Genomic DNA, 26,686 nt, shown 5'->3' with positions numbered 1-26,686 from the left:
CGCCGGGGCGGCTCAGACCGGTGCGCCGAACAGGGCGCCGACGCCGGCGGTGACCGCCATGGCCAGCGCGCCCCAGCCGCTCACGCGGACCGCGCCGACCAGCGGGTCGGCCCCACCGGCCCGGGCCGCGACGGCGCCGAGGATCGCCAGAAAACTGATGGAGCTCGCGCCGACCCAGGGGATCAGCAGCCGCTCGGGCGCCAGCGCCGTCACCGCCAGGGGCAGGATCGCCCCCACGGCGAAGCTGGCCGCCGAGGCCAGTGCGGCCTGGATCGGCCGGGCGCTGGTGGTGTCCGACAGGCCGAGTTCGTCGCGGGCGTGGGCGCCGAGGGCGTCGTGGCGGGTGAGCTGCTCCGCCACCTGGGTGGCCAGCTCGTAGCTCAGCCCGCGGCCCACGTAGATGGCGGTCAGTTCGCGCAGCTCGGCGGCGGGGGCGTGTTCGAGCTCTTCGCGCTCGCGGTTCAGGTCGGCGTTTTCGGTGTCGGCCTGGGAATGCACCGAGACGTATTCGCCGGCCGCCATCGACATGGCACCCGCCACCAGCCCGGCAACCCCGGCCACCAGGACGCTGGCGTGGCTCGCGCTGGCGCTGGCCACGCCCAGCACGAGGCTGGCGGTGGACACGATGCCGTCGTTGGCGCCGAGCACGGCGGCGCGCAGCCAGCCGATGCGGTCGGTGCGGTGTCTTTCCTTGTGGCGCTTGGGGGAGAGCATGCTGGCGGGTTCCTTACGTGGTGTGAGAGACCTTGGCGGCCTGGTCTTCCGGGGCAGCCTGGGGCGAGGGCGGCGTGGCCTGGAGTGGGGAGTCTCGACTATGCGGCTGGCCTGCGTGCGGGTCTGTGCGCTGCCGCACCGCCGTCACCCCTCCGGCATTGTCGCGCACTGGCGGGCCGGGCTTGGTGCGCTGTCGTACAGACGCGGCGGCGCGGGGTGGAGATGATGGGCTGCGTCAATTCGCGCGCACGCCGAAGGTTGATTCCGTGACCCATGTTCCCCCCGCCGTGCTGCCCCGACCGGGCAGCAATCTAGACCGTTTCGTGCATGCCCAGTTCTCGCACCTGACCGGCGGCATCTCCCCGGTGGCGCTGGCGATGGCCTTCGACGACTGGCTGATGCACCTGTCCCACAACCCGGCGGAGCAGGCCGAGCTGGCTCAGGCCTGGCTCGATGCCTGGGCCAGGCTGCCTGGCCTGCTGCTGGAGGCGGGCCGTCCGGCCGGGCGCCCGGGCATCGAGGCGGGCGTGCAGGACCACCGCTTCGACCATCCGGGCTGGCAGGCGTGGCCGTTCAACGTGATGAGCCAGTCCTTCCTGCTCACCGAGGCCTGGTGGAAGGCCGCCACCACCGGCGTCCACGGCGTGTCGCGGCACCACGAGAACGTGGTGAGCTTCACCGTCCGGCAGCTGCTCGACGTGCTGTCGCCGGCCAACTTTCCGTGGGCCAACCCCGAGGTGCTCGAACGCACCGCGCAGACCGGCGGCGCCAATCTGGTGGAGGGCCTGCGAAACCTGATGGCGGACGCCCGTCACCTGCAGTCCGAATCGCCGCCGCCGGGGGCCGAGCATTTTCGGGTGGGTCACGAGGTGGCGGTCACGCCGGGGCAGGTGATCTTCCGCAACCGGCTGATCGAGCTGATCCAGTACGCCCCCGCCGGCCCGCAGGTTCGGCCGGAGCCGGTGCTGCTGGTGCCCTCGTGGATCATGAAGTACTACATCCTCGACCTGTCGCCGGCCAATTCGCTGGTCCGCTTTCTGGTGGATCAGGGCTACACGGTGTTCGCCATCTCGTGGGCCAACCCCGGCCCCGAGGGGCGCGACCTGGGCATGGACGACTACCTGCGGCTGGGGGTGATGGATGCCCTCGATGCAGTGGCCGCGGTGGTGCCGGGGCAGCGGATCCACGCCGCCGGCTACTGCCTGGGCGGCACGCTGCTGGCGATCGCCGCCGCGGCCATGGGGCGCGACGGGGACGAGCGGCTGGCGTCGGTGTCGATGCTGGCGGCCCAGACCGACTTCACCGAGCCGGGGGAGCTGGCGCTGTTCATCGACAACAGCCAGGTGAGCTTTCTGGAGGACATCATGTGGGATCGGGGCTACCTGGACACCACCCAGATGGCCGGGGCCTTCCAGCTGCTCAATTCCCGCGATCTGGTGTGGTCGCGGATGCTCAAGGACTACCTGATGGGCGACCGCCGCCCGATGAGCGACCTGATGGCCTGGAACGTGGACGGCACCCGCCTGCCCTACCGGATGCACGCCGAGTACCTGCGCCGGCTGTTCCTCGACAACGATCTGGCCAGCGGCCGCTATCCGGTGGGCGACCGCCCGGTGGCGCTGACCGACATCACCTGCGAGATCTTCTGCGTCTCGACCCTGCGCGACCACGTGGCGCCGTGGCGATCGGTGCACAAGCTGCACCTGCTCGCCGACGTGCCGGTCACTTTCCTGCTCAGTTCCGGCGGTCACAACGTGGGCATCGTCAATCCGCCGGGCGTGCCTGGGCGCAGCTACCAGATGCTCACCCGGCCCCACGACGGCCGCTACCTTGCGCCGGATGCGTGGCTGGCGGCGGCGCCCATGTCGGAGGGGTCGTGGTGGCCGGCATGGCGGGCGTGGCTCGACGCGCGCTCCGGCCCGCCCGGTGATCCGCCGTCGATGGGCCATGCGGCTGGCGGGCTGGCGACCCTGGGCGCGGCGCCGGGCACCTACGTGCTGCAGACCTGAGCGGGTGGCGGGGGCAGCCACTGCAGCAGCGTCCCGAAAAACGCATCCACATCCAGCGGCTTGGCGATGAAGTCGCTCATCCCGGCGGCGAGGCAGGCCTCCCGCTCGGAGACGAAGGCGCTGGCGGTGATGGCGACGATGGGGGTGCTGGCGTGGCCCGGCAGGCGTCGGATCGCCCGGCTGGCCTCCAGCCCGCCCATGAGGGGCATCTGCAGGTCCATCAGGATCAGCGCGTAGGGCTTCTCGCGGGCCAGGCGCAGCGCCTCGGCGCCGTCCCTGGCGATGTCGACCGCCAGGCCGAGGTTCAGCAGCAGGCTCAGCAGCACATCCAGGTTGACCGGGTCGTCGTCCACGGCGAGCACCCGGGCGCCCCGGTAGTCGCGCCGGAGGATCAGCTCGGCGTGCTCCCGGTCCCGCATGTCGGGGGCCGGGCTGGCGGGCCGGCCTTTGCCCAGCCGCGCCGTGAGCCAGAAGCGGCAGCCGTCGCCCGGGGTGCAGTTGACGCCCACCTCGCCGCCCATCAGCTGGGCGAGCCGCCGGGTGATGGCCAGCCCCAGCCCGGTACCGCCGAAGCGGCGGGTGGTGGAGCTGTCGGCCTGGGTGAAGGGCCGGAAGAGCTGGGCCTGCTGTTCCGGCGTCATGCCGATGCCGGTATCGACCACGTCGAAGCGCAGCAGGTAGCCCTGCCGGGTTTCTTCGAGCAGCCGGGCGCTGAGGGTGACGCTGCCGGCGGCGGTGAACTTGATGGCGTTGCCCACGTAGTTGAGCAGCGCCTGGGCCAGATGCACCCGGTCGCCCCGGAGGTGGCGGGGGATGCCGGCCGTGTCGATGTCGAGCCGGAGGCCCTTGGCGGCGGCGCTGTCGGTGACGATGGCGGTGACGTCGCGCACCAGCTCGTCGAGGGTGAAATCCACGGTTTCCAGTTCGAGGCGGCCGGCCTCGATCTTCGAGAAATCCAGGATGTCGTTGAGGATCGCCAGCAGATGGCGGCCTGACACTTCGATCTTGTCGAGCTGGTGGGCCTGGGTGGGAGTGAGGCCGCTGCGCCGCAGCAGGTGGGCCATGCCCAGGATGCCGTTCATGGGCGTCCGGATCTCGTGGCTCATGTTGGCGAGGAAGTGGGTCTTTGCCCGGTCGGCGGCCTCGGCGGCGTCGCGGGCGGCTACCAGCTCGGCGGTGCGGGCGGCAACCTGCGCTTCCAGGTGGGTGTTGAGGTGGTGGAGCTGGTCGAGGGCCGCGTCGGTCTCGGCCCGGGCCCGGCGCAGCTCTTCGTTCTGCATCTCGAGCTCGATCTGGTGCACCTGCAGTTCATGCACCAGCCGGGCCAGGTCGGCGGATGTCGGGCTGGGTGTGTCCGGGTGCTGCAGCAGCCGGGCCTCGGCGGCCTGCCGGAGGGGCGTGGTGCAGGGTCGCTGGTCAGGCTCGTCGGTGTCTTCAGTGGTCACGGCGATTCTCCCGCTTGCGCAGCTTGGCTTCTAGCTGCTTGATGGCGGTGATGTCGATGAAGGTGAGGACCACCCCGTCGATCACGTTGTCCTGGGTCCGGTACGGCATGATGCGCACCCGGAACCAGCGGCTGTCGCCGGTGCTGACCTGCTTCTCGCAGTAGATCAGGGTGGTGAGCACGGCCATCGCGTCTTCCTGCAGGCCGGGGTAGTCCAGGTCGGTGACGATGTCGGACAGGGGCCGGCCCACGTCGCCCGGGATGAACTTGAACAGGTGCGTGGCGTGGGTGGTGAAGCGGCGCAGGCGCATCTCGCTGTCGAGGAAGACGGTGGCGATCTCGGTGCTGTTGAGCAGGTTGGTCATGTCGTTGCGGGCCCAGGTGAGGTCGTCCACCTTGGATTGCAGCTCCGCATTGATGGTCTGCAGCTCTTCGTTCATGGACTGCAGCTCTTCCTTCGAGGTGGTGAGTTCCTCGTTGGTGACCTGCAGCTCCTCGTTGGCCGATTTGGCTTCTTCGAGGGAGGCCTGCATCTCCTGACGGCTGATCTGCAGGGCCTCGCGCAGCTGGGCGAGTTCGAGCAGCAGGGCGCTTTCGCGCTCGGAGGCCAGCTGCTTGTGGGGCCGGCGGTTGCCCGGCGGGGCCTTCACGTCGGTGAACACCACCAGCACCCGGTTGCGCAGGGCTTCGGGCTTGTCGATGCCCTGGACGGTGATGTTGACGGTCTGGGGGTGGCCGTTGCCTTCCACCTGCAGGCCGTTGAGGTGGATTGGCTGGGGCTGGCGCAGGGCTTTGCCGATCACCCCGGTGAGGGCGTCGCGCAGGCCTTCGCGGGCCATCGCGTGGAGGTTGATGTTGACCTTGCCGGCGGCCGGTTCGAGGTATTTGCCGGTGCGCCCGCTGATGTACAGGATGTCGCCCTCGCCATTGACCAGCACCGCGGCGGGCGCGTAGTGCTGCTGGATGAGCTGGTCGGTGAGGTATTCGAGGCTGTCGCGGAAGTCGGGCCGGCTGCCGTCGGCGCTGGCGGGGCTGGCCGGGGTGCGGGTGGGAAAATCCAGCCACGAGGATTGGTTGCGGTGTTCGGTGCGCCGGAAGACGTGGGTCTTCTTGTCGAGGGGCGAGAACAGGGTGTCGAAGCCGCCGATGGTCTCGGCGCTGCCGAGCACCAGGATGCCGTCCCGGTTGAGGGCGTAGTGGAACAGGGGCAGGACCTTCTTCTGCAGGGCCTGGCCGAAGTAGATCAGCAGGTTGCGGCAGGACAGGATGTCGAGCTTGGTGAAGGGCGGGTCGGAGATGAGGTTGTGGGGCGCGAAGATGACCATCTCGCGCAGCTCGCGGTTGAGCCGGAAGCCGTCGTCCTCGGCAATGAAGTGGCGGGCGAGCCGTTCGGGCGTCACGTCGGCGGCGATGTTGGCGGGGTAGCAGGCCCGGCGGGCCCGGTCCACGGCGTCGGGGTCGAGATCGGTGGCGTAGATCTGCAGCGAGAACTGGCCCGGCGGCCGGGCGATGTCGAGGGCTTCCCGGAACACCATGGCCAGCGAGTAGGCTTCCTCGCCGGTGGAGCACGCCGGCACCCAGGCCCGCAGCGCCTGCCCGTCGGGGTGGCGGGCGAACAGCGCCGGCAGGGCGACGTCGCGCAGGTAATCCCACAGCGGCGGATCGCGGAAGAAGCTGGTGACGCCGATCAGGAGCTCCTTGAACAGCAGGTCGAGCTCCTGGGGGTTGTCGCGCAGGTAGCCCACGTAGTCGGCGATGGCGGCGATCTGGAGCAGGGCCATGCGCCGCTCGATGCGCCGGAGCAGGGTGTTCGGCTTGTAGAGGGAGAGGTCGTTGCCGCTGCGGTTGCGCAGCAGCACGATGATCCGTTCGAGGGCGCCCTGCTCGCCCGGCGCGGCGTCGGGCTGGGGCGGGCGCGGGACGTGCCGCAGGAAGGCGGCGATGCGCTCGGCCAGCGCGTCGGCGGGCGCGACGATATCGACCACCCCGGCCTTGATGGCGCTGGCGGGCATGCTGTCGGCGCGGGCGCTGGCCGGGTCCTGGGCGAGGGTGAGGCCGCCCTTCTCCTTGATCGCCGCGAGCCCGGCCATGCCGTCGGAGCCCATGCCGGAGAGGATCACCCCGATGGCCCGCTCCTGGCGGTCGGCGGCCAGGGTGCGCAGGAAGAAGTCGATGGGCAGGCGCAGGCCGCGCTGGGCGGTGGGGTCGAGCAGGTGGAGCACGCCGCCCAGCAGGGACAGGTCCTTGTTGGGGGGGATCACATAGACGTGCTCCGGCGCCACGACCATGCCTTCGGCGACCTCGATGACCGGCATCGGGGTGATGCGCTGGAGGATCTCCGGGAGGGTGCTGACGTGCTCGGGGTCGAGGTGCTGGACGATGACGAAGGCCATGCCGGTGCCGTCGGGCACATGGCCGAGCAGCGCTTCGAGGGCTTCGAGCCCGCCGGCCGAGCAGCCGATGCCGACGATGGGGCAGTCCGGGCGCTGCCGGGGCTGCGCATCGGGTGTTTCTACCGGGGTTGAATCGAGGGGAGGTGCGCAGCGCATACGGAATTTCGATTCAGGTTCGTAGTTCGTCTTGTGGATTATCCCCCTGATCGGCCAGCGGGATGAGGCATTGCTGACGCCGGGGGCGTTCAGCCGCTTTCGGGTGCGGACTCCGGCGGGGTGTCGGGCTGATGGAGGGCGCAGCGCCCGCCGCCGGCGCGCTTGGCGGCGTACATGGCGGCGTCGGCGTGGGCGATCAGGCTGGCGGCGTCGGTGCCGTCCTGGGGGTAGAGGGCGATGCCCACGCTGCCCGACAGGTTGAGCAGGTGGTCGCCGATCCGCGCCGGGGCGGCGAGGGCGGCGAGCATCTTGTCGGCGATGAGGGTGGCGTCGGTGGGCTGGGTGATCTCGGTGAGGAGGGCCAGGAACTCGTCGCCGCCGTGGCGGCTCACGGTGTCGGAGTCGCGCAGCACCGACTGCAGGCGCTGGGCCACGAGCTGCAGGGTCTCGTCGCCGACGGCGTGGCCGAGGACGTCGTTGATCTGCTTGAAGAGGTCGAGATCGAGGAACAGCACGGCGATGTGGGTGCCGCGCCGGTGGGCCAGGGCGATGGCGCTTTCGAGGCGGTCGAGCATCAGGCTGCGGTTTGGGGTGCCGGTGAGGGGGTCGCGCTGGCTGCGGTTGGCGAGCACGTCCCGGTCATTCACCGCGCTCTCGGCGATCTGGTCGGCCTGGAGGGCGGCGAGGAGAAGCTTCTCGTTGGCCTCGCGCAGCTGGGCGCTGCGGCGCGCGTCGCAGTCGTTGCGGGCGGCGGTGAGCTCCTGCCTTAGTCGGGCGAGTTCCGCCACCAGGCGGTTGGCGGCTTCGTCCAGCTGCGCCAGGGTCGCCAGGGCGGCGTCGGTCTGGTGGGGGTCGGAGGCCGGCATGGTGGCGGGTCGCCGGGGCTCAGTCGGCGGGCAGGCGGAGCGGCCGGCCGGTCAGGAGGCCGGTGTGGCCGGCGAGGCGCTCGTCGATGTGCAGGCCGTCGTCGTCCACGTGAAAGAGGCGCAGCTCGTCCGAATGGGCGCTGCCCCGCAGCTTGACCACCGCCAGCGTCCGCAGCAGGCGGCCGGCCAGCTCGACGTAGCGGTGAACGATGATGGCGTCGGTGAGGAAGGCTGTGCCGTGGGGGCTGAAGCGCAGGTCGGTAAAGCGGTCTTCGAGCTCGGAGGTCATCAGCAGGGTGACGCCGCTGCCGGTGAGGGCCGCCACGAGGCGCGCCAGGGATTGCCGGAAGTCGTTGCGGAAGGTGGGCGCGAGGGCCAGCTCGAAGCCCGACAGCGAATCGATGACCACCCGGCTGGCGCCCAGCCGGCGGATTTCGGTGATGAGGAGCATGGCCATCTCGTCCACCGACAGATCCGGCGCGCGGGTGTCGACCACGCCGACCTGCCCGCTGGCGATGAGGTCGGCGAGCCGGTGGCTGCGGGGGCGCCGGGGGCGCTGCTCGAAGGCGGCGATCACGCCGGTCTCGCCGTGGCGGGCGCCTTCGGCCAGGTAGGCTTCGGCGAGGAGGGTCTTGCCCGAGCCGGAGGGGCCGGCGACCAGCAGCGAGTAGCCCCGGGGCAGGCCGCCGCCCATCATCCCGTCGAGCCCGGGCACGCCCATCGGCAGGCGCTCGGCCAGGCCGGGGCCGGGGTCGGCCAGCGGCGCGCTGCAGGGCGGCGGGCCGAACACGGTGATGCCGGCGCTGCCGATGCGGAAGGTGTGCAGGCCGGGCACGGTGGCCTGGCCGCGCATCTTGATGATCTCGAGCTTGCGCACCACCGAGTTGCCCTGGACGCTCTGGCTCAGCCAGATCAGGCCGTCGGTCACGGTGAACACGGGGTTGGGGTCGTTCGGGGTGAAGTATTCGCCGACCAGGAAGGTGGTGGCCTGCCAGCAGGTCATCAGCACGCCGAGGTTCTGGATGAAGTGCTGCAGGCCGAGGGACGGAATGCCGGCGCGGGCGGGGCTGCCGGCCACCGAGCGGAAGGAGTCCACGAACACCAGGCCCGGCGTGTGGGCCTCGACTTCGCTGGAGATGCGGGCGAGCACCTTGTCCAGATCGCCGCTGGCGGTTTCGTCGGCCAGGCTGATGAAGCGGATCGAATCCTTGACCCGCTCGTGCTCGAAGAACTCGAACTGCTGCTGGTAGCGCAGCATCTTCAGGGGCGGCTCGCCGAGCACCGTGAAGTACAGCGCCGGGCGCTCGGGCGAGGCCAGCGCGAACATGATCTGATGGGCGAGGGTGGTCTTGCCGCTGCCCGGCGGGCCGGCGATGAGGCTGAAGGAGAGCTCCGGCAGGCCGCCGCCGAGCACCGCGTCAAGCCCGGAGACGCCGGTGGCCATGCGTTGCAGGCGGGTGGTGTCGGTGTTCATGGCGAGGGGTCCGGGGCGGCGTTGGGGGCGGGTGGGGCTGGCGGGATCGGGGGCAGCAGGCGTTCGGTGAGCGAGGCGCCGATCAGGCGGGTCAGGAGATCGCGGAAGGTGGCGAGCAGTGCGCTGCAGGCGCCGGCCGCGGTGGCGCTGGTCTGCTGGGAGAGCACGGTGTGGAGCGGCGCGAATTCGCCCGCCCGCACGGTGGCCTGGTGCACGCCGGCGAGCCACGGGTAGTCGATGCGGGTGAGGTAGAGGCTGCGCTGGTAGAGGGCCGCGACGCCCCGCTGGCCGATGATGGGCGACAGGGCGGCGTCGAGTTCGCGCCACGCGGTGACCGCTGCGTCGGCGACCCGCAGGGCCAGGATGCGATCTTCAGCCTGAGGTATCAAAGGGGCTTGCAAGGATGGCGCCTCCTGAAGTGATCGCCGCGGGGTGCCGGCGCCAGCCCGCCGGGATTGGCTGGACCGATTGTGGTCGTCGCGATGGCGGCTGTATGTACGCCAGCGCACGGAGCCGGCGCGCCTGCCGTGGCGGGTGGCAGGGTGAAACGGATGGCGTGGGCGGAAGAAAGGCCGGGTCGGCCATCCGTCGTGGGATGAGCCGTTCCGGCCTCGCTGTCCGGCCGGCGCGACCCCGGGCGGGGTCGGCCGGCAGAAGCCGGTTACTTGCCCATGTTGGCGCGGGCCTGGTCCATGCACTGGGCCTTGGCGGTGCCGGCGAGGCTGCCGCACTTTTCCTTGTCCACCGTGTACTGGGCTTCGCGCTTGTCGCTGGCCGCATCCTTGCGGGCTTCCGCGACCTTGCCCTTGGCGTCGCTGCGGGCTTCGGCGGCCTTCTCGTTGCCGGTGGCGGTGGCGGCGGAGGTCTTCATCTGCGCCATGGCGTCGGCCTTGGCGGAGGTTTCGGCGGCCTTGGCTTCCTTCACGCAGACGTCCTTGGCGTTGCCGGCCATGTCATCGCAGCGTTCCCGGGCCACTGCACCGGCGGCTTCGGCCTTGGCCACCTGGACTTCGTAGTGGGCCTTGCGGCTGGGCTTGTAGCTGGATTCGAGCTCGGCCAGGGCGACCCTCTCCTTGCCCTTGGCCTCGGCCACGCAGATGTCGTTCTGGTTGTCGGCCTTGGCGCCACAGGCGGCGCGGGCGGCCTTGTAGTCGGCGGCAATTTTCGTCTCGCCGGCTTTGTAGTCGTCCTTCGACATGGTTTCGGCGGCGGCGCCGAGACTGAAGGCGAGGCCGATGGAGAGGGCGATGAGCTTGAGGCTGGATGTTTTCATGGTGGTTTCCTTGAGAGGATGAATCCGGCTTGCCGTGCAGCCCGATGGGCTGGCACGACAGGTTCTTCGCCAGGATGGGGGGGCCCGGAAGCGCCCTCCATCGTCACGGGGAAGACTGCTGGCCCCGGTGGTTCGGATGGACCCAGCCTGCGGGAGATGGGGCGGGGCGTCTGTCTGCTGGCGCACCCACCCGGATTGCGCCGCTGTTCGATGGCGCACAGACGCGCCGGCCCTGCTGCGTAGCATCGACAGTGCAACGCAACCCAGGCAAGGAGACCTCAAATGTCCATCGGAACCATTCTGCTGATCGTGCTCATCGTGCTGTTGATCGGCGCCTTCCCTAGCTGGCCCCACAGCCAGAGCTGGGGCTACGGCCCGAGCGGAGGCATCGGCTTCATCGTCGTGATCCTGCTCGTCCTCGTGCTGCTGGGCCGCATCTAGCCCGGCTGCCGCGCCGGCTCGCCACCGGCATGACTTGAAAGGAACCAAAATGCTCCACTACGCCGGCGTGTTTCTCGTCATTGCGCTGATCTCGGCCCTGTTCGGTTTCACCGGCATCGCCGCCGGTGCGGTCGAGATCGCGCGCATCCTGTTCTTCATCTTTCTGGTGCTGTTCGTCGCATCCTTCGTGGTCGGCCTCATCCGGCGACGCTGAACGCACCCGCTCCGCCCGGCGGCCGGTCTTCGTGATCCGGCCGCCGGGCGTTTGCGTTCCGGCTGCGGTCCGCCGTCACGCGGGAACCGCTACGCCGTTCAGCGCTTGATGCGGGTGATCTTGGTGCCTTCGATGCTCAGGCTGGCCATCAGGCCCTGCTGGTCGAAGATGAAGGCGTAGGCGTCGTTCTTGAGGGTCGAGGACGAGAGGTTCTTGGCCATGCCTTCGTTCACCACCACCACCGACGGGCCGACACCGATCTCCCAGCCCTGGCTGGTGTTGAGGTACTTGACGGCCTTGTCGCTCATCAGGAACACCACGTAGCCGTAGGATTCGGCCCCGGCCTGCCAGCCCCAGGAGGCCGACACGGAGTTGTAGTAGCCGAGGTGTTCGGTGCCCCGGGTGAGGACGCCCTCACCGTAGCTGCCGCCGAACACCAGGCCGGCCTTGATGATCTTCGGGAAGACCAGCACGGCCCGGGCCTTCTTGGAGATGGCTTCGGCGGCCGGGTTGCTCTTGTAGAGGGTCTGCAGGGCCTGGGCGGCGTCCCGGTCGAGGTCTTCGGACGTGGCCGCGAAGGCCGGGCCGCCGAAGGCGCCGAGGGCGAGAGAGGTGGCGGTGACGAGGACGAGCTTGTGGAAGTTGCGGCGTACGTTGGTCATGGTGTGTTCCTTCATGTTGTCCCGGCATCGGGAGTGATGTCGGAAGCGGGATCGAGGGCGGTGCCTGACCGGACATTCCGCTGATCGGGCACGACTGCGAGCTTTCATCCTGCGCCCATTGATCCGGGTATTCCGTACGCTGGCGAACAGAGCTGCAAACGGGCGGGATCACGCCCGGGGGGCGTCGAGGGCGCGCAGCTTCTCCCGCAGGGCGTCCAGTTCGTCGAGCAGCTGGATGGCCAGCGCGGCGCCGGCGAGGTTGAGCCCGAGGTCGCGCCGCAGGCGCAGGGCGACGGTGGCGCGGCGCACGTGCAGGCCGGTGAAGCGCCAGCGGTGGGGCTCGCGTCCGAGGGGCGCCAGCAGACCTTCGTCCACCAGCTCGACGATGCTGTCGGCGTTCACGGCGCAGGCGCGGCACACCTCGATGAGGCTGAGCCCGGTCTGTTCCTCGAGGATGGTCACGGTGGCTTGGGGCAGCATGCTTGGGTGGTCCATGGGTCAGGCTCCGGCGGTGGATCGGGGATCGAAGGCGGCGAACTGTCCGGCCATGCCGGTGTAGAAGGCGCGGCTCGCCTCGCTGTCGGCGGGCGGCACGACGATCTGCAGCACGGCGTAGAAATCGCCCGCCACCGGGCCGGGAATGCCGCGCCCCTTGAGGCGCAGCTTGCGGCCGGCCCGGGCGTCGGCGGGCACGCTCAGTTCGACTCGTCCGCCCGGTGTGGGCACCTCGACCTGGGTGCCCAGGGCGGCCTCCCAGGGGGCGATGCGCAGGTCGAAATACACGTCGCGCTGGTCGACCCGGTAATCGGGGTGGGGGTTGAAGGCCACTTCGAGGTACAGGTCGCCGGCGGGCCCCTGCCCCATGCCCGGCATGCCCTGCCCGACCAGGCGGATGTGCTGCCCGGCGCGGACGCCCTTGGGGATCGTGACCTTCAGGGTGTGCCGGCGCAGATGCACGCGCCCGCGCTCATCCACCTCGGGCGTCTGCACGCTGATGCTGCGGGTGGCGCCGGTGTAGGCGTCTTCCAGGTCGATGAACACCTGGGCGTGATGATCCTGGCCGCGGGCGTGGAAGCCGGCGCCCTCCTCCCGCCCCTGGGACGGGCCGCGCCCGTAGATGGATTCGAACAGATCGTTGAACTCGTCGTTGGAGAAGGCCGCGTCGCCGCGCCGGCCGTGGGGCGGCTGGAAATCCGGCCCGGGCTGCCAGTCGCTGCCCAGCTGGTCGTAGGCGGCGCGCTTTTCCAGGTCCTTGAGCACCGCGTAGGCTTCGCCGAGGGCCTTGAAGCGCAGCTCGGCGTCGGGCTCCTTGCTCACGTCCGGGTGGTACTTGCGCGCCAGCTGGCGGTAGGCGCGCTTGATCTCGTCCTGGGTCGCGTCGGGGGCGACGCCCATGACTGCGTAGTAGTCCTTGAATTCCATGCCGGCCGGCCTCCGGGGCTAGGGCCGGGCCGGACGCGCCGGCGCAATGGCGGCGGAGCCCGGTTCGGGGTGGGAAAGCGGTTTCATGGGGCAGCTCCTGCGACGACCCGCGGCCAGTCGGCCGGGATATCAAGCCTAGGAGGCGGCCTGCGGCGCGTCTGTACGCCTGCGCACAGATCCCGCGCCGTGCAGCGTCCAGCTGCCGTCGCTGCGAAAATCCAGCACCTGGCGGTGGAAGTGGCGGATCGAGGCCCGGTGGGCGACGCTCACGAGGGTGATGCCGGTGGCGGCGAGCAGGGTGTAGAGGCGGTCCTCGTTGGCCACGTCGAGGGCGCTGCTGGCTTCGTCGAGCACCGCGTAGCGGGGGGCGGCCAGCAGCACCCGGGCGAAGGCCACCCGCTGCTGTTCGCCCACCGACAGCACCTTGGCCCAGTCCTGCGCGGCGTCGAGGCCACCGAAGCGGGCCACCAGGTCGGGCAGGTTGACCTGCTCGAGCACGGCCAGCAGTTCGGCGTCGGGGATGGCCTGATCCTGCCGGGGGTAGAGCAGCTGGCTGCGCAGGCTGCCCAGCAGCATGTACGGGCGCTGGGGCAGGAACAGCATGTCGCCGGAGGCCGGCCGGCCGATCCGCCCGTGGCCGGACCGCCACAGGCCGGCGATGGCCCGCAGCAGCGAGCTTTTGCCGCAGCCGCTGGCGCCGACGATCATCAGGCTCTGGCCGGGGTCGATGGAGAGGGACAGGTCGCAGATCAGGGTGCGCTCACGGTTCGGCGTCCACAGGGTCAGCCCGTCGATGTGGATCCGCGAATCCTCGACGAACTCGATGCGCTCGTCGCTGGTGGCGTCGTGCTTCCCGTCCATGAAGCCGGCGAAGCTGTCCAGCCGGTCGATGCCGGCGGCGAACTTGCTGAAGCTCTCGAAGTTGTCGACGATCACCGCCAGCGCCGCCAGGATCGCCGCGAAGGCGCCGGCCGCCTGGATGGCCCGGCCCACCTCGAGTTCGCCGGACAGGACCCGCCCGGCGATGATCGCGCTGGGCAGCACGATGGTCATGAAGCTGTAGGCGTACTGGAACAGGTTGAGCCGGAGCTGCGCCCCGATGAGCCGGCTGGCGTTGCCGTACACCGCGTCGAAATGCTGGTCCACCTGGCGGGATTCGCGCGCTTCGCCGGCGTAGAAGGCGATCGCCTCGGCGTGCTCGCGGATGCGCACCAGGCTGAAGCGGAAATCCGCCTCGCGCCGGAGCTGGTTGAAGTTGAGCCCCACCAGCACCCGCCCGAACAGGCGCACGGTGACAGTGGTGCCCACCACCGCATAGACGATCAGGAACAGCACCAGCTCCCGGGAGATCGCCCACAGGACGCCCGAGAAGGCCGCCAGCTGCAGCACCGCGCTGGCCAGCACGAGCAGGAACTGGAGGGATTTCTGGGTGAAGGTGTTGATGTCCTCGGCGATCCGCTGGTCCGGGTTGTCGATCTCGGCGCTGGCGTTCAGCCGGTAGTACATCCCGTTGCCCAGGTAGGCGGAGAGGTAGTCGCGGGTCAGCCAGCGCCGCCAGCGCAGGCCGAGGGTGTCGCGGACGTAGTAGTAGAAGGCGTGGGTGGGCACCGCCACCACCAGCAGCACCAGGCACTGGCGGATCGATGACCAGAACCGCGCCTCGTCGTGGGCGGCCAGCGCCGAGGTGAATTCGCCGGTCTGGGCGTTGAGGAGCACCGCGAACAGGGCCTGGCCGAAGAGCAGTGCGACGAGGAGCGCCAGCAGCCCCAGGGCGCCCCGCCGGCCATCGCTGAACCAGTAGGGCCCGGCAATCTGCCAGAAGCGCCGGAGGAGCTGGCCGTCGAAGGGGATCATGGGCGTGGCGGGCCCGCGGATGCGCTCAGCGGCCGGCGGTGACGAAGGCGATGCGCACCGGCCGCGCGGCGGCCCCGATGCGGATCTGCCGGGCCTGCCAGGCGCCGTCCAGCCGGGCGCCGATCCGGTAGCGGCCGGGCGGCAGGCGGATGTACAGCAGCGGCCCGGCGCTCACCGCGGCGTAGCGCGGGCCGGCGGGCTGGGCCTTGATGGAGAAGGGCACGTCGGCCAGATAGTGTCCGGCGCGGTCGCTGAAGACCACCTGCAGGTTGTAGTCGGCGGCGGCGCGGTTCATCTGGGCGCGGTCGGCCTCGCCGATGCCGCCGCTCATCCAGGCGACGGTCTCGACGGGGACGGCGGGGATGGCCGGCACGCCGCAGCGGAGCAGGTCGTTCCCGTCCTGCGCCAGCGCCGGCGGGCCCAGCTGCAGGGCGATCGCGCCGAGAAGGCTGGCCAGCCGCCACGGCCCGCGCGGGCGCTGGCGTGAGGCCGGATCGGGCATGGGGATTCGCTGCGTCATCGTCTGCTCCTGCAAAAGCCGGACATCGTCCGTCGGGTGCCAATGCCGTCAGCTTATGGGGCAGGCCGGGAGCGGTCTGTCTGATAGCGAACACGGGCGGCGCGCGCCCGCCGCCTTCAGCTTGCGATGCGCGAGGGGAGCAGGCGGTCGTATTCCTTGCGGACCACGGCGTAGCACTCGCAGGTGCGGGCCTCCAGCCCGGCCCGGTCGAGCACCGTGATGTGGCCGCGGGCGTAGCGGATCAGCCCGGCGGCCTGGAGCTTCAGCGCGGCTTCGGTGACGCCCTCGCGGCGCACCCCGAGCATGTTGGCGATGAGCTCCTGGGTCATCACCAGCTCGTTGCCCGACAGGCGGTCGAGGCTCAGCAGCAGCCAGCGGCACAGCTGCTGGTCGAGGGAGTGGTGGCGGTTGCACACGGCGGTCTGGGCCATCTGGGTGATGAGGGCCTGGGTGTAGCGCAGCAGCAGGTGCATCATCGGGCCGGAGCGGTTGAACTCGTCCTTGATCGCCGGTGCGCGCAGCCGCAGCCCGCGCCCGGCGCTCTGCACCACCGCCCGGCTGGGGGTGGTTTCGCCGCCCATGAAGAGGGAGATGCCGACGATGCCCTCGTTGCCCACCACGGCGATCTCGGCCGAGGCGCCGTTTTCCATCACGTAGAGCAGCGAGACGATGGCGGTGGTGGGAAAGTACACGTGGCTGAGCTGCCGGCCGGATTCGTACAGCACCTGCCCGAGGGGCATGTCCACGGCCTCCAGCTGGGGCAGGATGCGCTGGGATTCGGCATCCGGCAGGGCGGCGAGCAATTGGTTTCCGCGGGCGTTGTCGGCGCTGACCATGATCGGGCTCCAATGCGTGGGGCGGGCGCACCCGTCGGAGCGACGGGGCTGCCACATGCCCAGTATAGGCACGCATGGCGGCCGGATATGTGCGCTACCGAACATATCCGGCCGTGCCGGGCGGGGTCAGCCGAGGCGCAGCTCGACCTGATGGGGCTGGCGGTCGTCCACCAGGCGGATGGCCCCGTCGGCCTGCGCCACGCCATCCACGCGCAGGCCGATGTCCTCGCCCGCCACCGCGCGGGTGACGACGATGGGGAAGCAGGTTTCGCCGAAGCGGTAGCGCAGGGTGCAGCCGGGCCAGTCGGCCGGCAGGCGCGGGGCCACGTGGAGCAGCGTGCCTTCCCGGCGCAGGCCAAGCAGGGATTCGACGATCAGCCGGTACATCCAGCCGGCGGCGCCGGTGTGCCAGCTCCAGCCGCCGCGGCCCACGTGGGGCGGGCAGGCGTACACGTCGGCGGCAACCACGTAGGGTTCGAGCTTGTAGGTGGCGACGCCGTCGGCGCTGCGGGCGTGGTTGATCGGGTTGATCAGCCCGAGCAGCGCCCAGGCCTGGTCGGTGTCGCCGAGCTGGGCGAAGGCCATCGCGGCCCACACCGCGGCGTGGGTGTATTGCCCGCCGTTCTCGCGCACGCCGGGCACGTAGCCGCGGATGTAGCCGGCGGGCAGGCTGGCGGTGTCGAAGGGCGGGTCGAGGAGCAGCACCAGCCGGTCGGCGGGCCGCACCAGATGTTCGGCCAGGGCGTTCATCGCCCAGCGCGCCCGGTGGGGTTCGGCCGCGCCGGAGAGCACCGCCCAGCTCTGGGGGATCGAGTCGATCCGGCATTCGGCGTTGCCGGCCGAGCCCAGGGGCGTGCCGTCGTCGAAGTAGGCCCGGCGGTACCAGCCGGCCGGCGTCACGCCGCCGTCCCAGCCGTGGGTTTCGAGGGCGCCCTGCAGGCGGGCGCCCTCCGCCCGGCACAGGGCGGCGAAGGCGTCGTCGCCGCGGGATTCGGCCAGCCCGGCGAACTGCCCGAGCACCGCGTACAGGAAGAAGCCCAGCCACACGCTTTCGCCCTGGCCGGCCAGCCCGACCCGGTTCATGCCGTCATTCCAGTCGCCCGAGCCCATCAGCGGCAGCCCGTGGGCGCCGGCGGTGAGCCCGTGGCGGATGGCCTGCACGCAGTGGGCGTAGAGGTCGGCGGATTCGCCCGAGACGGTGGGCTGGTCGTAGTAGGCGTCGGCTTCGGGGTTGACCGGACGGCCTTCGAGGAAGGGCTGCACCTCGTCGAGCACGCCGGTGTCGCCGCTGGCGGTGACGTAGCGGCACACTGCCAGGGGCAGCCACAGGTAGTCGTCGGAGCAGCGGGTGCGCACGCCGCGGCCCGAGGGCGGGTGCCACCAGTGCTGCACGTCGCCCTCGCGGAACTGGCGGCCGGCGCACAGCAGCAGGTGGGCCCGCAGCAGCGCCGGTTCGGCATGGACCAGGGCCATCGCGTCCTGCAACTGGTCGCGAAAGCCGAAGGCGCCGCCCGACTGGTAGTAGCCGCTGCGTGCCCACAGCCGGCAGGCCAGGGTCTGGTAGAGCAGCCAGCCGTTGGCGAGCACGTTCACCGCCGGGTCGGGGGTGTCGATCTGCACCGCGCCGAGGGTGCGCTGCCAGTAGGCGTGCACGTCGTCGAGGGCCTGGCGGGCGGCGGCGGAGCCGCGCACGCGCGCCACCAGCCGGTCGGCGTCGGCGTTGTCGTGCCCGACGCCGAGGCGGAACACCAGCTCGCGGCTGGCGCCGGGGGCCAGGTTCACCTTCAGGTGGAGGGCGGCGCAGGGGTCGAGGCCGCCGCCGACGTGGCCGGACAGGCCGGCGCATTCGAGGGCCGCCGGGTCGTCGAGGGTGCCGTTGCGGCCGAGGAACTCGCGCCGGTCGGCGCTGCGGCTGTGCACCGGGCCGTCCGCATCGAAGAAGGCCACCCGCTCGGCGAACTCGGTGTTGAAGGGGTTGCGGGCGTACAGGGCGCTGCCGGGATGGGCGAGGGTGGTGCTGACGTGCATGGCCGACTTCTCCCGCAGGTCGCCCAGCACCCATTCCACGTAGCCGGTGGCGGAGAGCTGGCGCGGCCGGCCGGAGTCGTTGCGCAGGGTGAGCACCGAGAACTTCACCGCCGCGTCGATGGCGACGAACACCGTGAGCCTGGAGTGGATGCCGTCTTCCCGGGTCTCGAACACGCTGTAGCCGAAGCCGTGGCGGGTGAGGTAGGTGCCGCTGCCGCGCAGGGGCAACGGGGTGGGCGACCACAGGTGGCCGCTTTCCTCGTCGCGCAGGTAGATGGCCTCGCCGGACGGGTCGCTCACCGGGTCGTTGTGCCACGGGCTGAGGCGGAACTCGTGGGCGTTCTCGCTCCAGCTGTAGGCGCTGCCGCTCTCCGAGATGACGGTGCCGAAGCCGGGGTTGGCGATCACGTTGGCCCACGGGGCGGGGGTTGGGCGCCCGGGGGCCAGGGTGATGAGGTATTCGCGCCCGTCCGGCGAGAAGCCGCCCAGCCCGTTGGCGAGGATCGGCGTGACGGCCTGGGGCGGGGCTTCGGCCGGCGGGGCCGGGCGGTGGGTGCGGGTGGCCAGCAGGGGTGGCGGGCGTGGGGCGGCGAGCTCGCGTCGGTCGAGCTGCTCGGCGAGGGTGCCGCGGCAGTCGGTGATGACGATGCGGGCGACGGCCTGGAAGAGCAGCCGGTCTTCGGCGGAGATCTGCTCGGCGGGGCGCACGAAGATGCCGCCCGGCCGGTCGATGACGCTGGCGCCGCTGCCCGAGGCGATCAGGCCGACGATCTCGTCCTGGAGGCGCTGGCGGTAGCCGGCGTGGTCTTCGTTCCAGATCACCAGATCCACCGCCAGCCCCTTGAGGCGCCAGTAGGCGTGGGCCTGCACGAGCTGGCGGACCAGCTCCACGTTGCTGGCGTCGCCGATCTGCAGCAGCACGATGGGCAGGTCGCCGGAGATGGCGTAGCCCCACAGCCCGGACTGGCCGCGCCGGTTGCGGATCAGCAGGCCCGGGTCGGCCCGCAGGGCGGCGCCGGCGTAGAGGATGGCCCCGGCCAGCCGGGCGTAGAGCTGGGCGTCGGCTTCCACCGCGTTGAGCTGCTGGAGTTCGACCTGGCTGTGGGTCCACGCCAGATCGAAGACCCGGTCGGCGAGGTGGCGGTCGAGGTACTTGCCCACCAGGCCCACGGCGATGTCGCGGGTGTCGGCCATGCCGGTGACGATGTCCACGATGGCGGATTGCTCCGGCGCCAGGGTGACGCGCTGGCGGATGGCGACGATGGGGTCAAGCACCGGCCCGGCGCTGCCCGACAGGGGGGCGCTGTCGAGCATGGCCAGCGGGGCGGCGGTGTCGCGGGTGCGTCCGATGAAGCGGGCGCGGTCGGTCTCCCACGACACGGCGTCGGACGGCACGCCGTGCACCGCCATCAGGTGGAGCAGCCAGGGCGTGGCTTCGTCCGGCGAGCGGGGCCGGCGCTTGCACAGGATGGCCCGCTGGCGGGGCAGGATCTCGGTCTGCACGAAGAGCTTGCTGAAGGCCGGGTGGAGGGCGTCGGCGGCGGGCGGGGCGATCACCACCTCGGCGTAGCTGGTGATCTCGATCTCCCGCGGGCGGCTGCTGCGGTTGGTGAGGCGCACCCGGCGCAGCTCGATGTCGTCCTCGGGGGAGACGACGATCTCGGTGTAGGTCTCGATCTCGCCGCCGGGCTCCACTTCGTCCCGGCGCCGGAACTCGACCCGCCCTTCCGAGAGGATCGCCTCGTAGCTGGTCGGGCGGCGCCGGGTTGGCTGGTGGGCGACGGACCAGAAGGCGCCACTCGCCACGTCGCGGATGTAGCAGCAGGCGCCCCGGTCGTCGCAGGTGCCGTCCTCGCGCCAGCGGGTCACCGCCAGATCGCGCCAGCGGCTGTAGCCGCCGCCGGCGTTGCTGATCATCACGTGGTAGCGGCCGTTGGACAGCAGCTGGACCTCGGGCATCGGGGTGTCGGGGGTGGTGAAGGCCCGCAGCGGCGTGTCGAGGGGCTGGACGCGGGCCTGCAGCCCGGACAGCTCGGCCGCCATCGAGAACAGCCCCGACGGGCGGGGGATGCGCTCCTGCAGCAGCGGCAGCGCGGCCTGGAGCTGGCGGTCGGCGGCGAAGCGGCGCTGCATGGGCTGCCCCAGCAGGTGCGAGGCGAGGGCCAGCAGGCTCATGCCCTGGTGGTGGGCCATGAAGGCGCGCACCACCACCCGGGCCTGCCCGCGGCGCTGGCGGGCCGGGGTGTAGTCGATGGCCTCGTAGAAGCCGAAGCGCCCGACAAAGCCTTCGGCGGCGAGGCGCCGGAGGTTGGCGCAGGCCTCGGCCGGCACCACCATCAGGGCCAGGGCCGAGGCGTAGGGGGCGACCACCAGATCGTCGGCGAGCCCCCGCTTGAGGCCCAGCCCGGGCACGCCGAAGGCCCGGTACTGGTAGTTGAGCTGCACGTCCACGCTGTTGTAGGCCGACTCGGACATGCCCCAGGGCACGCCGCGCTGGCGGCCGTAGTCGATCTGCCGCGCCACCGCGGCCCGGCAGGTCTGGTCGAGCAGGGTGTGGGCGTAGGCGGGCATCACCAGCTGCGGCATCAGGTATTCGAACATCGAGCCGCTCCACGACAGCAGCACGGGCTCGCCGCCGGCGCGGGTGAGCAGGCGCCCGAGGGCGAACCAGCTCTCCTGGGGCAGCGCGCCCTGGGCGATGCCGACGAAGCTGGCCAGCCGGGCCTCGGAGGCGAGCAGGTCGTAGCAGCCCGCGTCGAGCCGGCGGTCCTGCACGTTGTAGCCGACGCACAGCAGGTGGCGGGTGGTGTCGTACAGGAAGGCGTAATCCATGCAGGCCATCGCGGCGAGGCGGGCGCGCAGGCTGTCGATGGCGGTGAGGCGCTCCCGGGCGCGGGTGCCGCCTTCGGCGATGCCGTGCAGCAGATCCTGCAGCCAGGCGCGCTGGGTCTGGTTGGTGTCGTCGTCGAGGCGCTGGCGGATCTGGGCGCACAGCGCGCTGTCGGCGTGGGCCAGCTGGCGCAGGGTGGGCATGCCCAGGGTCTCGGCGATCCGGTCGGCAAAGCCGTCGAGCCCGCGGGGCGGCGGGGGCAGCTGCAGCCACGGGGCGAGCTGGGTGAGTTCGGCCTGGGCTTCCTGCACCTGCCGCAGCAGGGCTTCGGCCCAGCGGCCGGCCTCGGTGGCGGGGCGGGGGTCGGTGCCGGTGTCGGGCCGTCCGGCGGTCTGCACCAGCACGTTGGCAGCGCAGCCGGCCAGCCCCTCGAGGATGAGGCGCACCGCCGGCAGGCTGGCCGGCTGGGCCACGGAGGCGCTCTCCAGGGCCCGCCAGCAGGAGGCGAGCCGTTCGTCGGCGTCGCTGCCGATGGCGGCGGCGAGGATGTGCACGGTGTCGGCCAGCCCGTCGAACAGGTGGGCCGGCACGACGGGGTCATCCGGCAGTTCGCCCAGGCCCGCCCGCAGGGTGAGCAGGTGGCCGGCGAGGTTGCCGCTATCCACCGTCGACACGTAGGCGGGGGCGAGGGGTTCGAGGCTGCGGGTGTCGTACCAGTTGTAGAAGTGCCCCCGGTAGCGGGTCAGGCGCGCCATGCTGTCGAGGGTGCGGGTGGTGCGCGCCAGCAGCGGGCCGGCGAGGATGTAGCCGAAATCGCAGGCGGCCAGGTTGGCCAGCAGGGCGAGCCCCATGTTGGTGGGCGAGGTGCGGTGGGCCACCGAGGCGACGCGGTATTCCTGGAAGTTGTCGGGCGGCAGCCAGTGGTCGGCGGGCCCGACGAAGGTGTCGAAGTAGGCCCAGGTCCGCCGGGCCACGCCGCGCAGGAAGAGGGTCTGGTCGATGCTGAGGCTCACCGGGCGGGGAGCGATGGGCCGGCCGAGCCACCAGGCGATGGCCGGCGAGGCCAGCCACAGCAGGAGCACCGGCACCGCGGCGGGCAGCGCCCCCGGCGCCAGGGCGACGAGGCCGGTGGTGATCGCCACCACGGCGAGGGGCGCGGTGGCCATGGTCCGGAAGGCGCCGGGCAGGTCGTCGTGGGCGGGGGCTTTCCGCTCGACCTCGCTCGACGGGCACCATTCCAGCAGGCGCCGGTGGCTGACGCCCAGCCGCCACAGGGTGCGGCCGATGGCGTCGAGGCTGAAGCCGGCCTCGAAGGGCAGGCAGGCGAACTCGAAGCCGAGCTGGGCGGCGCGCTGGCCGGCGCCGTGGGCCACGGCGGCCAGGTGCTGGTGCGGCACGCTGTCCTTGGGCTTCTTCAGCAGATCCAGCAGCACCGCGCACAGGGCGGGGAGGATCAGGATGCCGACGAGGAGCCCGGTCCACAGCCCGGGGCGGTCCAGGGTGGCCCAGCCGAGCACCAGCAGGGCCAGCAGGGCCGGGGGCACGAGGCTGCGCCGGAGGTTGTCCACGAGCTTCCACTGGGACAGGGCCGACAGGGGGTTGGGCTGCCGGTGTGGCCCGGTGCCGTCGTCGCACAGGCACGGCACGTGGCGCAGCAGCCAGCCGGCGAGCTGCCAGTCGCCGCGGATCCAGCGGTAGCGGCGGGTCACGTCCACCGCGTAGCGGGCCGGGTAATCCTCGTACAGCAGGCCGTCGCTGAGCAGGCCGGCGCGGGCGTAGCAGCCTTCGAGGAGGTCGTGGCTGAGGATGCGGTTGTCGGGGAAGCGCTCGCCGAGGGCCGCCTCGAAGGCGTCCACGTCGTAGATGCCCTTGCCGATGAAGGAGCCTTCGCCGAAGACGTCCTGATATACGTCGGACACCGCGCGGGTGTAGGGGTCGATGCCGGCCTCGCCGGCGTGGAGCCGGGCGTAGCGGGAGCGGTTGGCCCCCGGCAGGCTGATGCCGACCCGCGGCTGGAGGATGCCGTAGCCGGCCACCACCCGCCCTGCCCGCTCGTCGTAGACCGGCTGGTTGAGGGGGTGGGCCATGGCGCCGACGAACTGCCGCGCCGCATCCCGCGGGAGCTGGGTGTCGGTGTCGAGGGTGATGACGTACTTCACCCCGCCGAGAATGGTGGTGTCGCCGGCCACCAGCGCAAAGGCGTCGCCGGCAAAGCCGCGCAGCAGGGCGTTGAGATCGGCGAGCTTGCCGCGCTTGCGCTCGGCGCCCATCCAGGCCTGCTCCTGGGGGTTCCAGCGGCGCGGGCGGTGGAACAGGAAGAACACGTCGCCGTCCGGCGTGGCGTAGGTGGCGTTGAGGGCGTCGGTGCCGGCCCGGGCGCGGGCCACCAGCGGGGCGTCGGTGGGCAGGGTCTCGTCGGCGGCGTCGAGGAAGTCGGTGAGGAGCCCGAAGTGCACGTGGGGGTCGCGGTTGGCCAGGAAGCGCACTTCGAGGGCTTCGAGCAGGCCATCCACCCCCGCTTCGCTGCCGAGCATGGTGGGCACCACCACCAGGGTGCGGCAGGGCGCCGGTATGCCCCGGGAGAAATCCATCCGTGGCAGGGGATGCGGCTTGACCAGCAGGGTGGCGGCCCAGTTGACCAGCGCGACCGCCAGCTGGCTGGCCACCATCACCGCGAGCAGCCCGACCGGGGCCAGCGCCCACACGGGCAGGCCGTCGGCCAGCGCGAGGCCCGACAGGCCGCCCGCCACCAGCAGGGTGATGAGGGCGATGCCGCCCAGGTAGAGCCACAGGGGCGCGTGGGCGGCGGCGCAGCCGATGCGCCGGACGAGGCCCGGACGCAGCCCGGCGGCCTCTTCGAGCGCCGGGCGGCCGGCATCGACCAGGTAATAGCCTACGTGGGCGGCTCGCCCGCCGGTGCCCCGGGCGGCGGCCCGGGCCAGATCCACCGCGAGGCGGGCAACCTGGTTCTCGCCCAGCTGGCCGCGCCGGGCGATCTCCTCGGTGGCATGGCGGTAGTGGTCGCGGGTGGCGAAATCCATCCGGCCATACACGCCGCCCGGGTCGCCCCGCAGGGTCTGCTCGACGAGGCTCAGGTTCTCGACGAAATCCCGCCAGTCCAGGGTGCCGAGCACCCGCAGGCTGCCGATGCTGTTGCTGATGGATACCTGGTCGGCGGCCTGCTGCTGGTTTTCGGACTGGACGAGCTGCACGATGGTCTGGCCGGACTGGGCCAGACGCTGCTCGATCCAGGTGAGGGGCAGGGCCAGCGCGGGCCCCCTGCCCTGCAGACGCCGGGCCAGCTCGGCCACGAAGGCGCCGACCATCGGCGGGTTGGAGCGCACCATGTCGGCGATCACCAGAATCAGGCTGCGCGGGTCGTCCTCGACGGTCTGGATCAGGCGGTCGGCCCAGGTGCCGGCCAGCTCGCGCTCGACCCAGCCGGCGGCCACCCGCACGCTGACGCGGCGCAGGTTCTCGATCACGGCCAGCCGCAGCATGATGGGGATCGCCCACAGCTCGCCCAGTTCGAGGGGGGTGACGGTCTGGTAGGCGGTCACGAAGCGGCCGAGGCTCTCGGCGTCGACCCGCCCGTCGCCGTGGGAGACGGTCTCGAGGGCGATGTCGTACACCCGCGGGGCGCCGGGCTCGGTGGGGCTGTCGGCGAGGCGCGGCAGGGCGCGGCTGTAGCCTTCGGGCAGCAGGCTGCGGGCCATGCGGACCTGTTCTTCGAGCAGGTAGAAGTTGTCCAGCAGCCATTCGCCGGCGGGGGTGACGCGGCGCTTGTCGGCCACCGCCTCGGTGAGCTGGCGGCACACGTCCACCAGCACCCGCTCGTTGTCGGCGAGGCGGGCCAGCAGGCGGTCGCGCACCCGGCCGCGGGCCAGGGTGGTGTGGGAGGCCGCCAGGCGCTTGCCGTGGGTGGCCATCTGGTCGGCGCTGAACAGCTCTGCGCGCAGCGGCGGCTCGTCGGCATCGGCGGCGCCCCGCCGGGGCTTGCCGGCCAGCCAGTCCCTGAGGCGCGGGAAGGAATCGACGGGGGCGTTCACGACAGTTCGGCGCGTTGCACCGCGCGGCGGATGTGACGCACGCCGACGGCGGCGGCGATCACCACCACCGGTATCGCCAGCCCCACCACGATCTCCGGATTGACCGGCGCGCCGCCGGCCTTGAGGGCCTTGGCGAGGTAGGCGATGAGGCCGGCCACGTAGTAGCTGATGGCCGCGATGGACAGGCCCTCGACGGTCTCCTGCAGGCGCAGCTGCATCCGGGCGCGGCGGGCGGTGGCGTTGAGGATGATCTGGTTCTGCTGCTGGAGGGTCATGTCCACCCGGGTGCGCAGCAGTTCGCTGGCCCGGCTGATCCGCTCGGACAGGCTCTCCTGCAGGCGGGCCACGGTTTCGCAAGTGTTCATCGCCGGGAGCAGGCGCCGCTCGACGAACTCCCGCAGGGTCGGCAGGCCTTCGACCCGCTGCTCGCGCAGCTCGGCGATGCGCCGGGTGACGAGTTCCTGGTGGGCGCGGGCGGTGCAGATGCGGTACAGGGTGGCGGAGATGGTGCCCTCCACGGTGGCGGCGAGCCGGGTCAGGCGGTCGAGCAGCGCGGGTTCGTCCTTGCTGTGCACCTCGGCCATCTCGGTGATGAGGGCGGCCAGCTGGGCGTCGGCATCCACCAGCACCGGCAGGGTCGCGCGGGCCAGCGGAGAGGCCTGGAGGGCGCGCATCAGGTAGGTCTCGATCTCGAACAGGCGCAGCACCGTGCGGCCGGCCTGGCCGGGGGCGAGCCGGATGTCGTCGATCAGGATGCGGCTGAAGCCATCGGCGTGGATGCGGAAGTCCGTCACCACGCTGGCGACGCCGTCGCCCACCCGCGAGGCATTGACCGGGTTGCCCTCGAACAGCTGGGCCAGCTCGTCGTCGGCGTGCTTGACCGGCGGCACCGCGCGCAGGGCCATGTGGGCGGCGACCAGCACGGTGCCGGGCAGCTTCTCGAGCCAGTCCTGGGGAACGCTGCGGATGACCGGATCGGCGAACGGCGTCTCGAAATCGCCGTGGCGGAAGAAGGTGTAGCTGCTGCAGTTGGGGCGGTGTTCCCAGCGCAGGCGGAAGACGCCCAGATCCACCTGGAAGTGGGTGAGGTCGGCGGCCGGCGAGGGCACGCCGTAGCGGGTGCACAGCTCGACGATGTGTTCGTACTCGGCCTGCCGCCCGTCGGGTTCGGTGCACACGGCCAGGTAGGACGCCTGCTCGGGGGCCTGAAGGGCTTCCAGCGGGCGGGCATGCAGCTCGTAGTTGAGCGCAAAGCGCTGCGGGTGATTGGCCAGGATTGCCATGAATGAACCTCCCCCAGTTCGTCATGCAACGGCTGACGATGAACCGGAGGGGACGCCGTGCCGCAGGGCGCGGAGCCACGGGAAACCTCGCAGGCAGCCTAGCCACAAGGCGTTGCGGGGTCGGTGCGCTGCCGCACACAGGGGCTGGCCATGCCAGATTCATCGTCCCGGGTGCGCCAGCGCACCGACCGCGCCGCACGTCCCGTGCATGCTCGGCC

General features: G+C 71.4%; 18 protein-coding genes. 3 read left to right on the top strand and 15 right to left on the bottom strand.

What is annotated here, in order from left to right:
• Positions 1 to 12: 12 nt before the first annotated feature.
• The gene (locus Q0672_RS05465; protein WP_298620539.1) at positions 13 to 714 is read right to left on the bottom strand and encodes a VIT family protein; all 702 of its coding nucleotides are present in this window, start codon (positions 712 to 714) and stop codon (positions 13 to 15) included.
• Positions 715 to 980: 266 nt separating this feature from the next.
• Between Q0672_RS05465 and Q0672_RS05460 the strand changes: the two genes are divergently transcribed.
• On the top strand, positions 981 to 2,723 hold the full coding sequence (locus tag Q0672_RS05460; protein WP_298620537.1) for an alpha/beta fold hydrolase: 1,743 nt from the start codon (positions 981 to 983) through the stop codon (positions 2,721 to 2,723).
• Here the strand turns inward: Q0672_RS05460 and Q0672_RS05455 are convergent.
• From Q0672_RS05455 to Q0672_RS05430, 6 genes are all read right to left on the bottom strand, one after another.
• Complete coding sequence (locus Q0672_RS05455; protein ID WP_298620535.1) at positions 2,705 to 4,168, bottom strand: ATP-binding protein; 1,464 nt, start codon at positions 4,166 to 4,168, stop codon at positions 2,705 to 2,707. The two genes, Q0672_RS05460 and Q0672_RS05455, sit on opposite strands and share 19 nt — an antisense overlap.
• Positions 4,158 to 6,716 carry a chemotaxis protein CheB gene (locus Q0672_RS05450; RefSeq protein ID WP_298620533.1) on the bottom strand — a complete coding sequence of 853 codons (2,559 nt, stop codon included), beginning with the start codon at positions 6,714 to 6,716 and terminating at the stop codon, positions 4,158 to 4,160. Before Q0672_RS05450 ends, Q0672_RS05455 begins: the two co-directional genes overlap by 11 nt.
• A gap of 89 nt (positions 6,717 to 6,805) precedes the next feature.
• The gene (locus Q0672_RS05445) at positions 6,806 to 7,582 is read right to left on the bottom strand and encodes a GGDEF domain-containing protein (RefSeq protein ID WP_298620531.1); all 777 of its coding nucleotides are present in this window, start codon (positions 7,580 to 7,582) and stop codon (positions 6,806 to 6,808) included.
• 19 nt (positions 7,583 to 7,601) lie between these two features.
• Positions 7,602 to 9,056 (bottom strand): ATPase domain-containing protein, encoded by a 1,455-nt coding sequence (locus Q0672_RS05440; RefSeq protein ID WP_298620529.1) that lies wholly within the window; start codon positions 9,054 to 9,056, stop codon positions 7,602 to 7,604.
• A complete protein-coding gene (locus Q0672_RS05435) occupies positions 9,053 to 9,457 on the bottom strand; it encodes a hypothetical protein (protein WP_298620527.1) in 405 nt (134 codons plus the stop codon). Before Q0672_RS05435 ends, Q0672_RS05440 begins: the two co-directional genes overlap by 4 nt.
• Before the next feature lie 260 nt (positions 9,458 to 9,717).
• Positions 9,718 to 10,329: a hypothetical protein gene (locus Q0672_RS05430; protein WP_298620525.1), complete on the bottom strand. Its 612-nt coding sequence runs from the start codon at positions 10,327 to 10,329 to the stop codon at positions 9,718 to 9,720.
• Between the two features lie 288 nt (positions 10,330 to 10,617).
• On the opposite strand from Q0672_RS05430, the gene Q0672_RS05425 reads away from it, so the two are divergent.
• Together Q0672_RS05425 and Q0672_RS05420 are read left to right on the top strand one after the other, a co-directional pair.
• Positions 10,618 to 10,770, top strand: coding sequence for a DUF3309 family protein (locus Q0672_RS05425; RefSeq protein WP_367179935.1), 153 nt, complete (start codon positions 10,618 to 10,620; stop codon positions 10,768 to 10,770).
• A 49-nt stretch (positions 10,771 to 10,819) separates the two neighbouring features.
• Complete coding sequence (locus Q0672_RS05420) at positions 10,820 to 10,984, top strand: DUF1328 domain-containing protein (protein WP_153162269.1); 165 nt, start codon at positions 10,820 to 10,822, stop codon at positions 10,982 to 10,984.
• 98 nt (positions 10,985 to 11,082) lie between these two features.
• Here the strand turns inward: Q0672_RS05420 and Q0672_RS05415 are convergent, their stop codons facing one another.
• From Q0672_RS05415 to Q0672_RS05380, 8 genes are all read right to left on the bottom strand, one after another.
• Positions 11,083 to 11,646 carry a lipid-binding SYLF domain-containing protein gene (locus Q0672_RS05415; RefSeq protein ID WP_298620522.1) on the bottom strand — a complete coding sequence of 188 codons (564 nt, stop codon included), beginning with the start codon at positions 11,644 to 11,646 and terminating at the stop codon, positions 11,083 to 11,085.
• A 168-nt stretch (positions 11,647 to 11,814) separates the two neighbouring features.
• A complete protein-coding gene (locus Q0672_RS05410; protein WP_298620520.1) occupies positions 11,815 to 12,141 on the bottom strand; it encodes a chaperone modulator CbpM in 327 nt (108 codons plus the stop codon).
• A gap of 3 nt (positions 12,142 to 12,144) precedes the next feature.
• Entirely contained in the window at positions 12,145 to 13,068 is a 924-nt protein-coding gene (locus Q0672_RS05405) for a DnaJ C-terminal domain-containing protein (protein ID WP_298620518.1), read from the bottom strand.
• Positions 13,069 to 13,203: 135 nt separating this feature from the next.
• Positions 13,204 to 14,922 (bottom strand): ABC transporter ATP-binding protein/permease, encoded by a 1,719-nt coding sequence (locus tag Q0672_RS05400; protein WP_298620516.1) that lies wholly within the window; start codon positions 14,920 to 14,922, stop codon positions 13,204 to 13,206.
• 25 nt (positions 14,923 to 14,947) lie between these two features.
• Positions 14,948 to 15,442, bottom strand: coding sequence for a hypothetical protein (locus Q0672_RS05395; RefSeq protein ID WP_153162261.1), 495 nt, complete (start codon positions 15,440 to 15,442; stop codon positions 14,948 to 14,950).
• A gap of 116 nt (positions 15,443 to 15,558) precedes the next feature.
• Positions 15,559 to 16,278: a Crp/Fnr family transcriptional regulator gene (locus Q0672_RS05390; RefSeq protein WP_298620513.1), complete on the bottom strand. Its 720-nt coding sequence runs from the start codon at positions 16,276 to 16,278 to the stop codon at positions 15,559 to 15,561.
• Positions 16,279 to 16,404: 126 nt separating this feature from the next.
• Positions 16,405 to 25,185, bottom strand: a complete 8,781-nt coding sequence (locus Q0672_RS05385) for a glucoamylase family protein (RefSeq protein ID WP_298620511.1) — start codon at positions 25,183 to 25,185, stop codon at positions 16,405 to 16,407.
• Positions 25,182 to 26,468, bottom strand: a complete 1,287-nt coding sequence (locus tag Q0672_RS05380; protein ID WP_298620508.1) for a DUF3422 family protein — start codon at positions 26,466 to 26,468, stop codon at positions 25,182 to 25,184. The genes Q0672_RS05385 and Q0672_RS05380 overlap by 4 nt, the downstream gene beginning before the upstream one ends.
• Positions 26,469 to 26,686: the final 218 nt, after the last annotated feature.

This window comes from uncultured Zoogloea sp., from assembly GCF_937894855.1.
GTDB classification, from domain to species: Bacteria; Pseudomonadota; Gammaproteobacteria; order Burkholderiales; family Rhodocyclaceae; genus Zoogloea; species Zoogloea oryzae.
Note: the sequence above shows the minus strand (reverse complement) of the source record. Positions and strands in the feature narration are given on the sequence as shown.

Bases quoted from the DNA above. Each gene is read 5' to 3' on its own strand.
- Q0672_RS05430 (WP_298620525.1), bottom strand. From the start codon at position 10,329: ATGAAAACATCCAGCCTCAAGCTCATCGCCCTCTCCATCGGCCTCGCC.
- Q0672_RS05395 (WP_153162261.1), bottom strand. From the start codon at position 15,442: ATGACGCAGCGAATCCCCATGCCCGATCCGGCCTCACGCCAGCGCCCG.
- Q0672_RS05410 (WP_298620520.1), bottom strand. From the start codon at position 12,141: ATGGACCACCCAAGCATGCTGCCCCAAGCCACCGTGACCATCCTCGAG.
- Q0672_RS05450 (WP_298620533.1), bottom strand. From the start codon at position 6,716: ATGCGCTGCGCACCTCCCCTCGATTCAACCCCGGTAGAAACACCCGAT.
- Q0672_RS05465 (WP_298620539.1), bottom strand. From the start codon at position 714: ATGCTCTCCCCCAAGCGCCACAAGGAAAGACACCGCACCGACCGCATC.
- Q0672_RS05420 (WP_153162269.1), top strand. From the start codon at position 10,820: ATGCTCCACTACGCCGGCGTGTTTCTCGTCATTGCGCTGATCTCGGCC.
- Q0672_RS05400 (WP_298620516.1), bottom strand. From the start codon at position 14,922: ATGATCCCCTTCGACGGCCAGCTCCTCCGGCGCTTCTGGCAGATTGCC.
- Q0672_RS05405 (WP_298620518.1), bottom strand. From the start codon at position 13,068: ATGGAATTCAAGGACTACTACGCAGTCATGGGCGTCGCCCCCGACGCG.
- Q0672_RS05390 (WP_298620513.1), bottom strand. From the start codon at position 16,278: ATGGTCAGCGCCGACAACGCCCGCGGAAACCAATTGCTCGCCGCCCTG.
- Q0672_RS05445 (WP_298620531.1), bottom strand. From the start codon at position 7,582: ATGCCGGCCTCCGACCCCCACCAGACCGACGCCGCCCTGGCGACCCTG.
- Q0672_RS05440 (WP_298620529.1), bottom strand. From the start codon at position 9,056: ATGAACACCGACACCACCCGCCTGCAACGCATGGCCACCGGCGTCTCC.
- Q0672_RS05415 (WP_298620522.1), bottom strand. From the start codon at position 11,646: ATGACCAACGTACGCCGCAACTTCCACAAGCTCGTCCTCGTCACCGCC.
- Q0672_RS05380 (WP_298620508.1), bottom strand. From the start codon at position 26,468: ATGGCAATCCTGGCCAATCACCCGCAGCGCTTTGCGCTCAACTACGAG.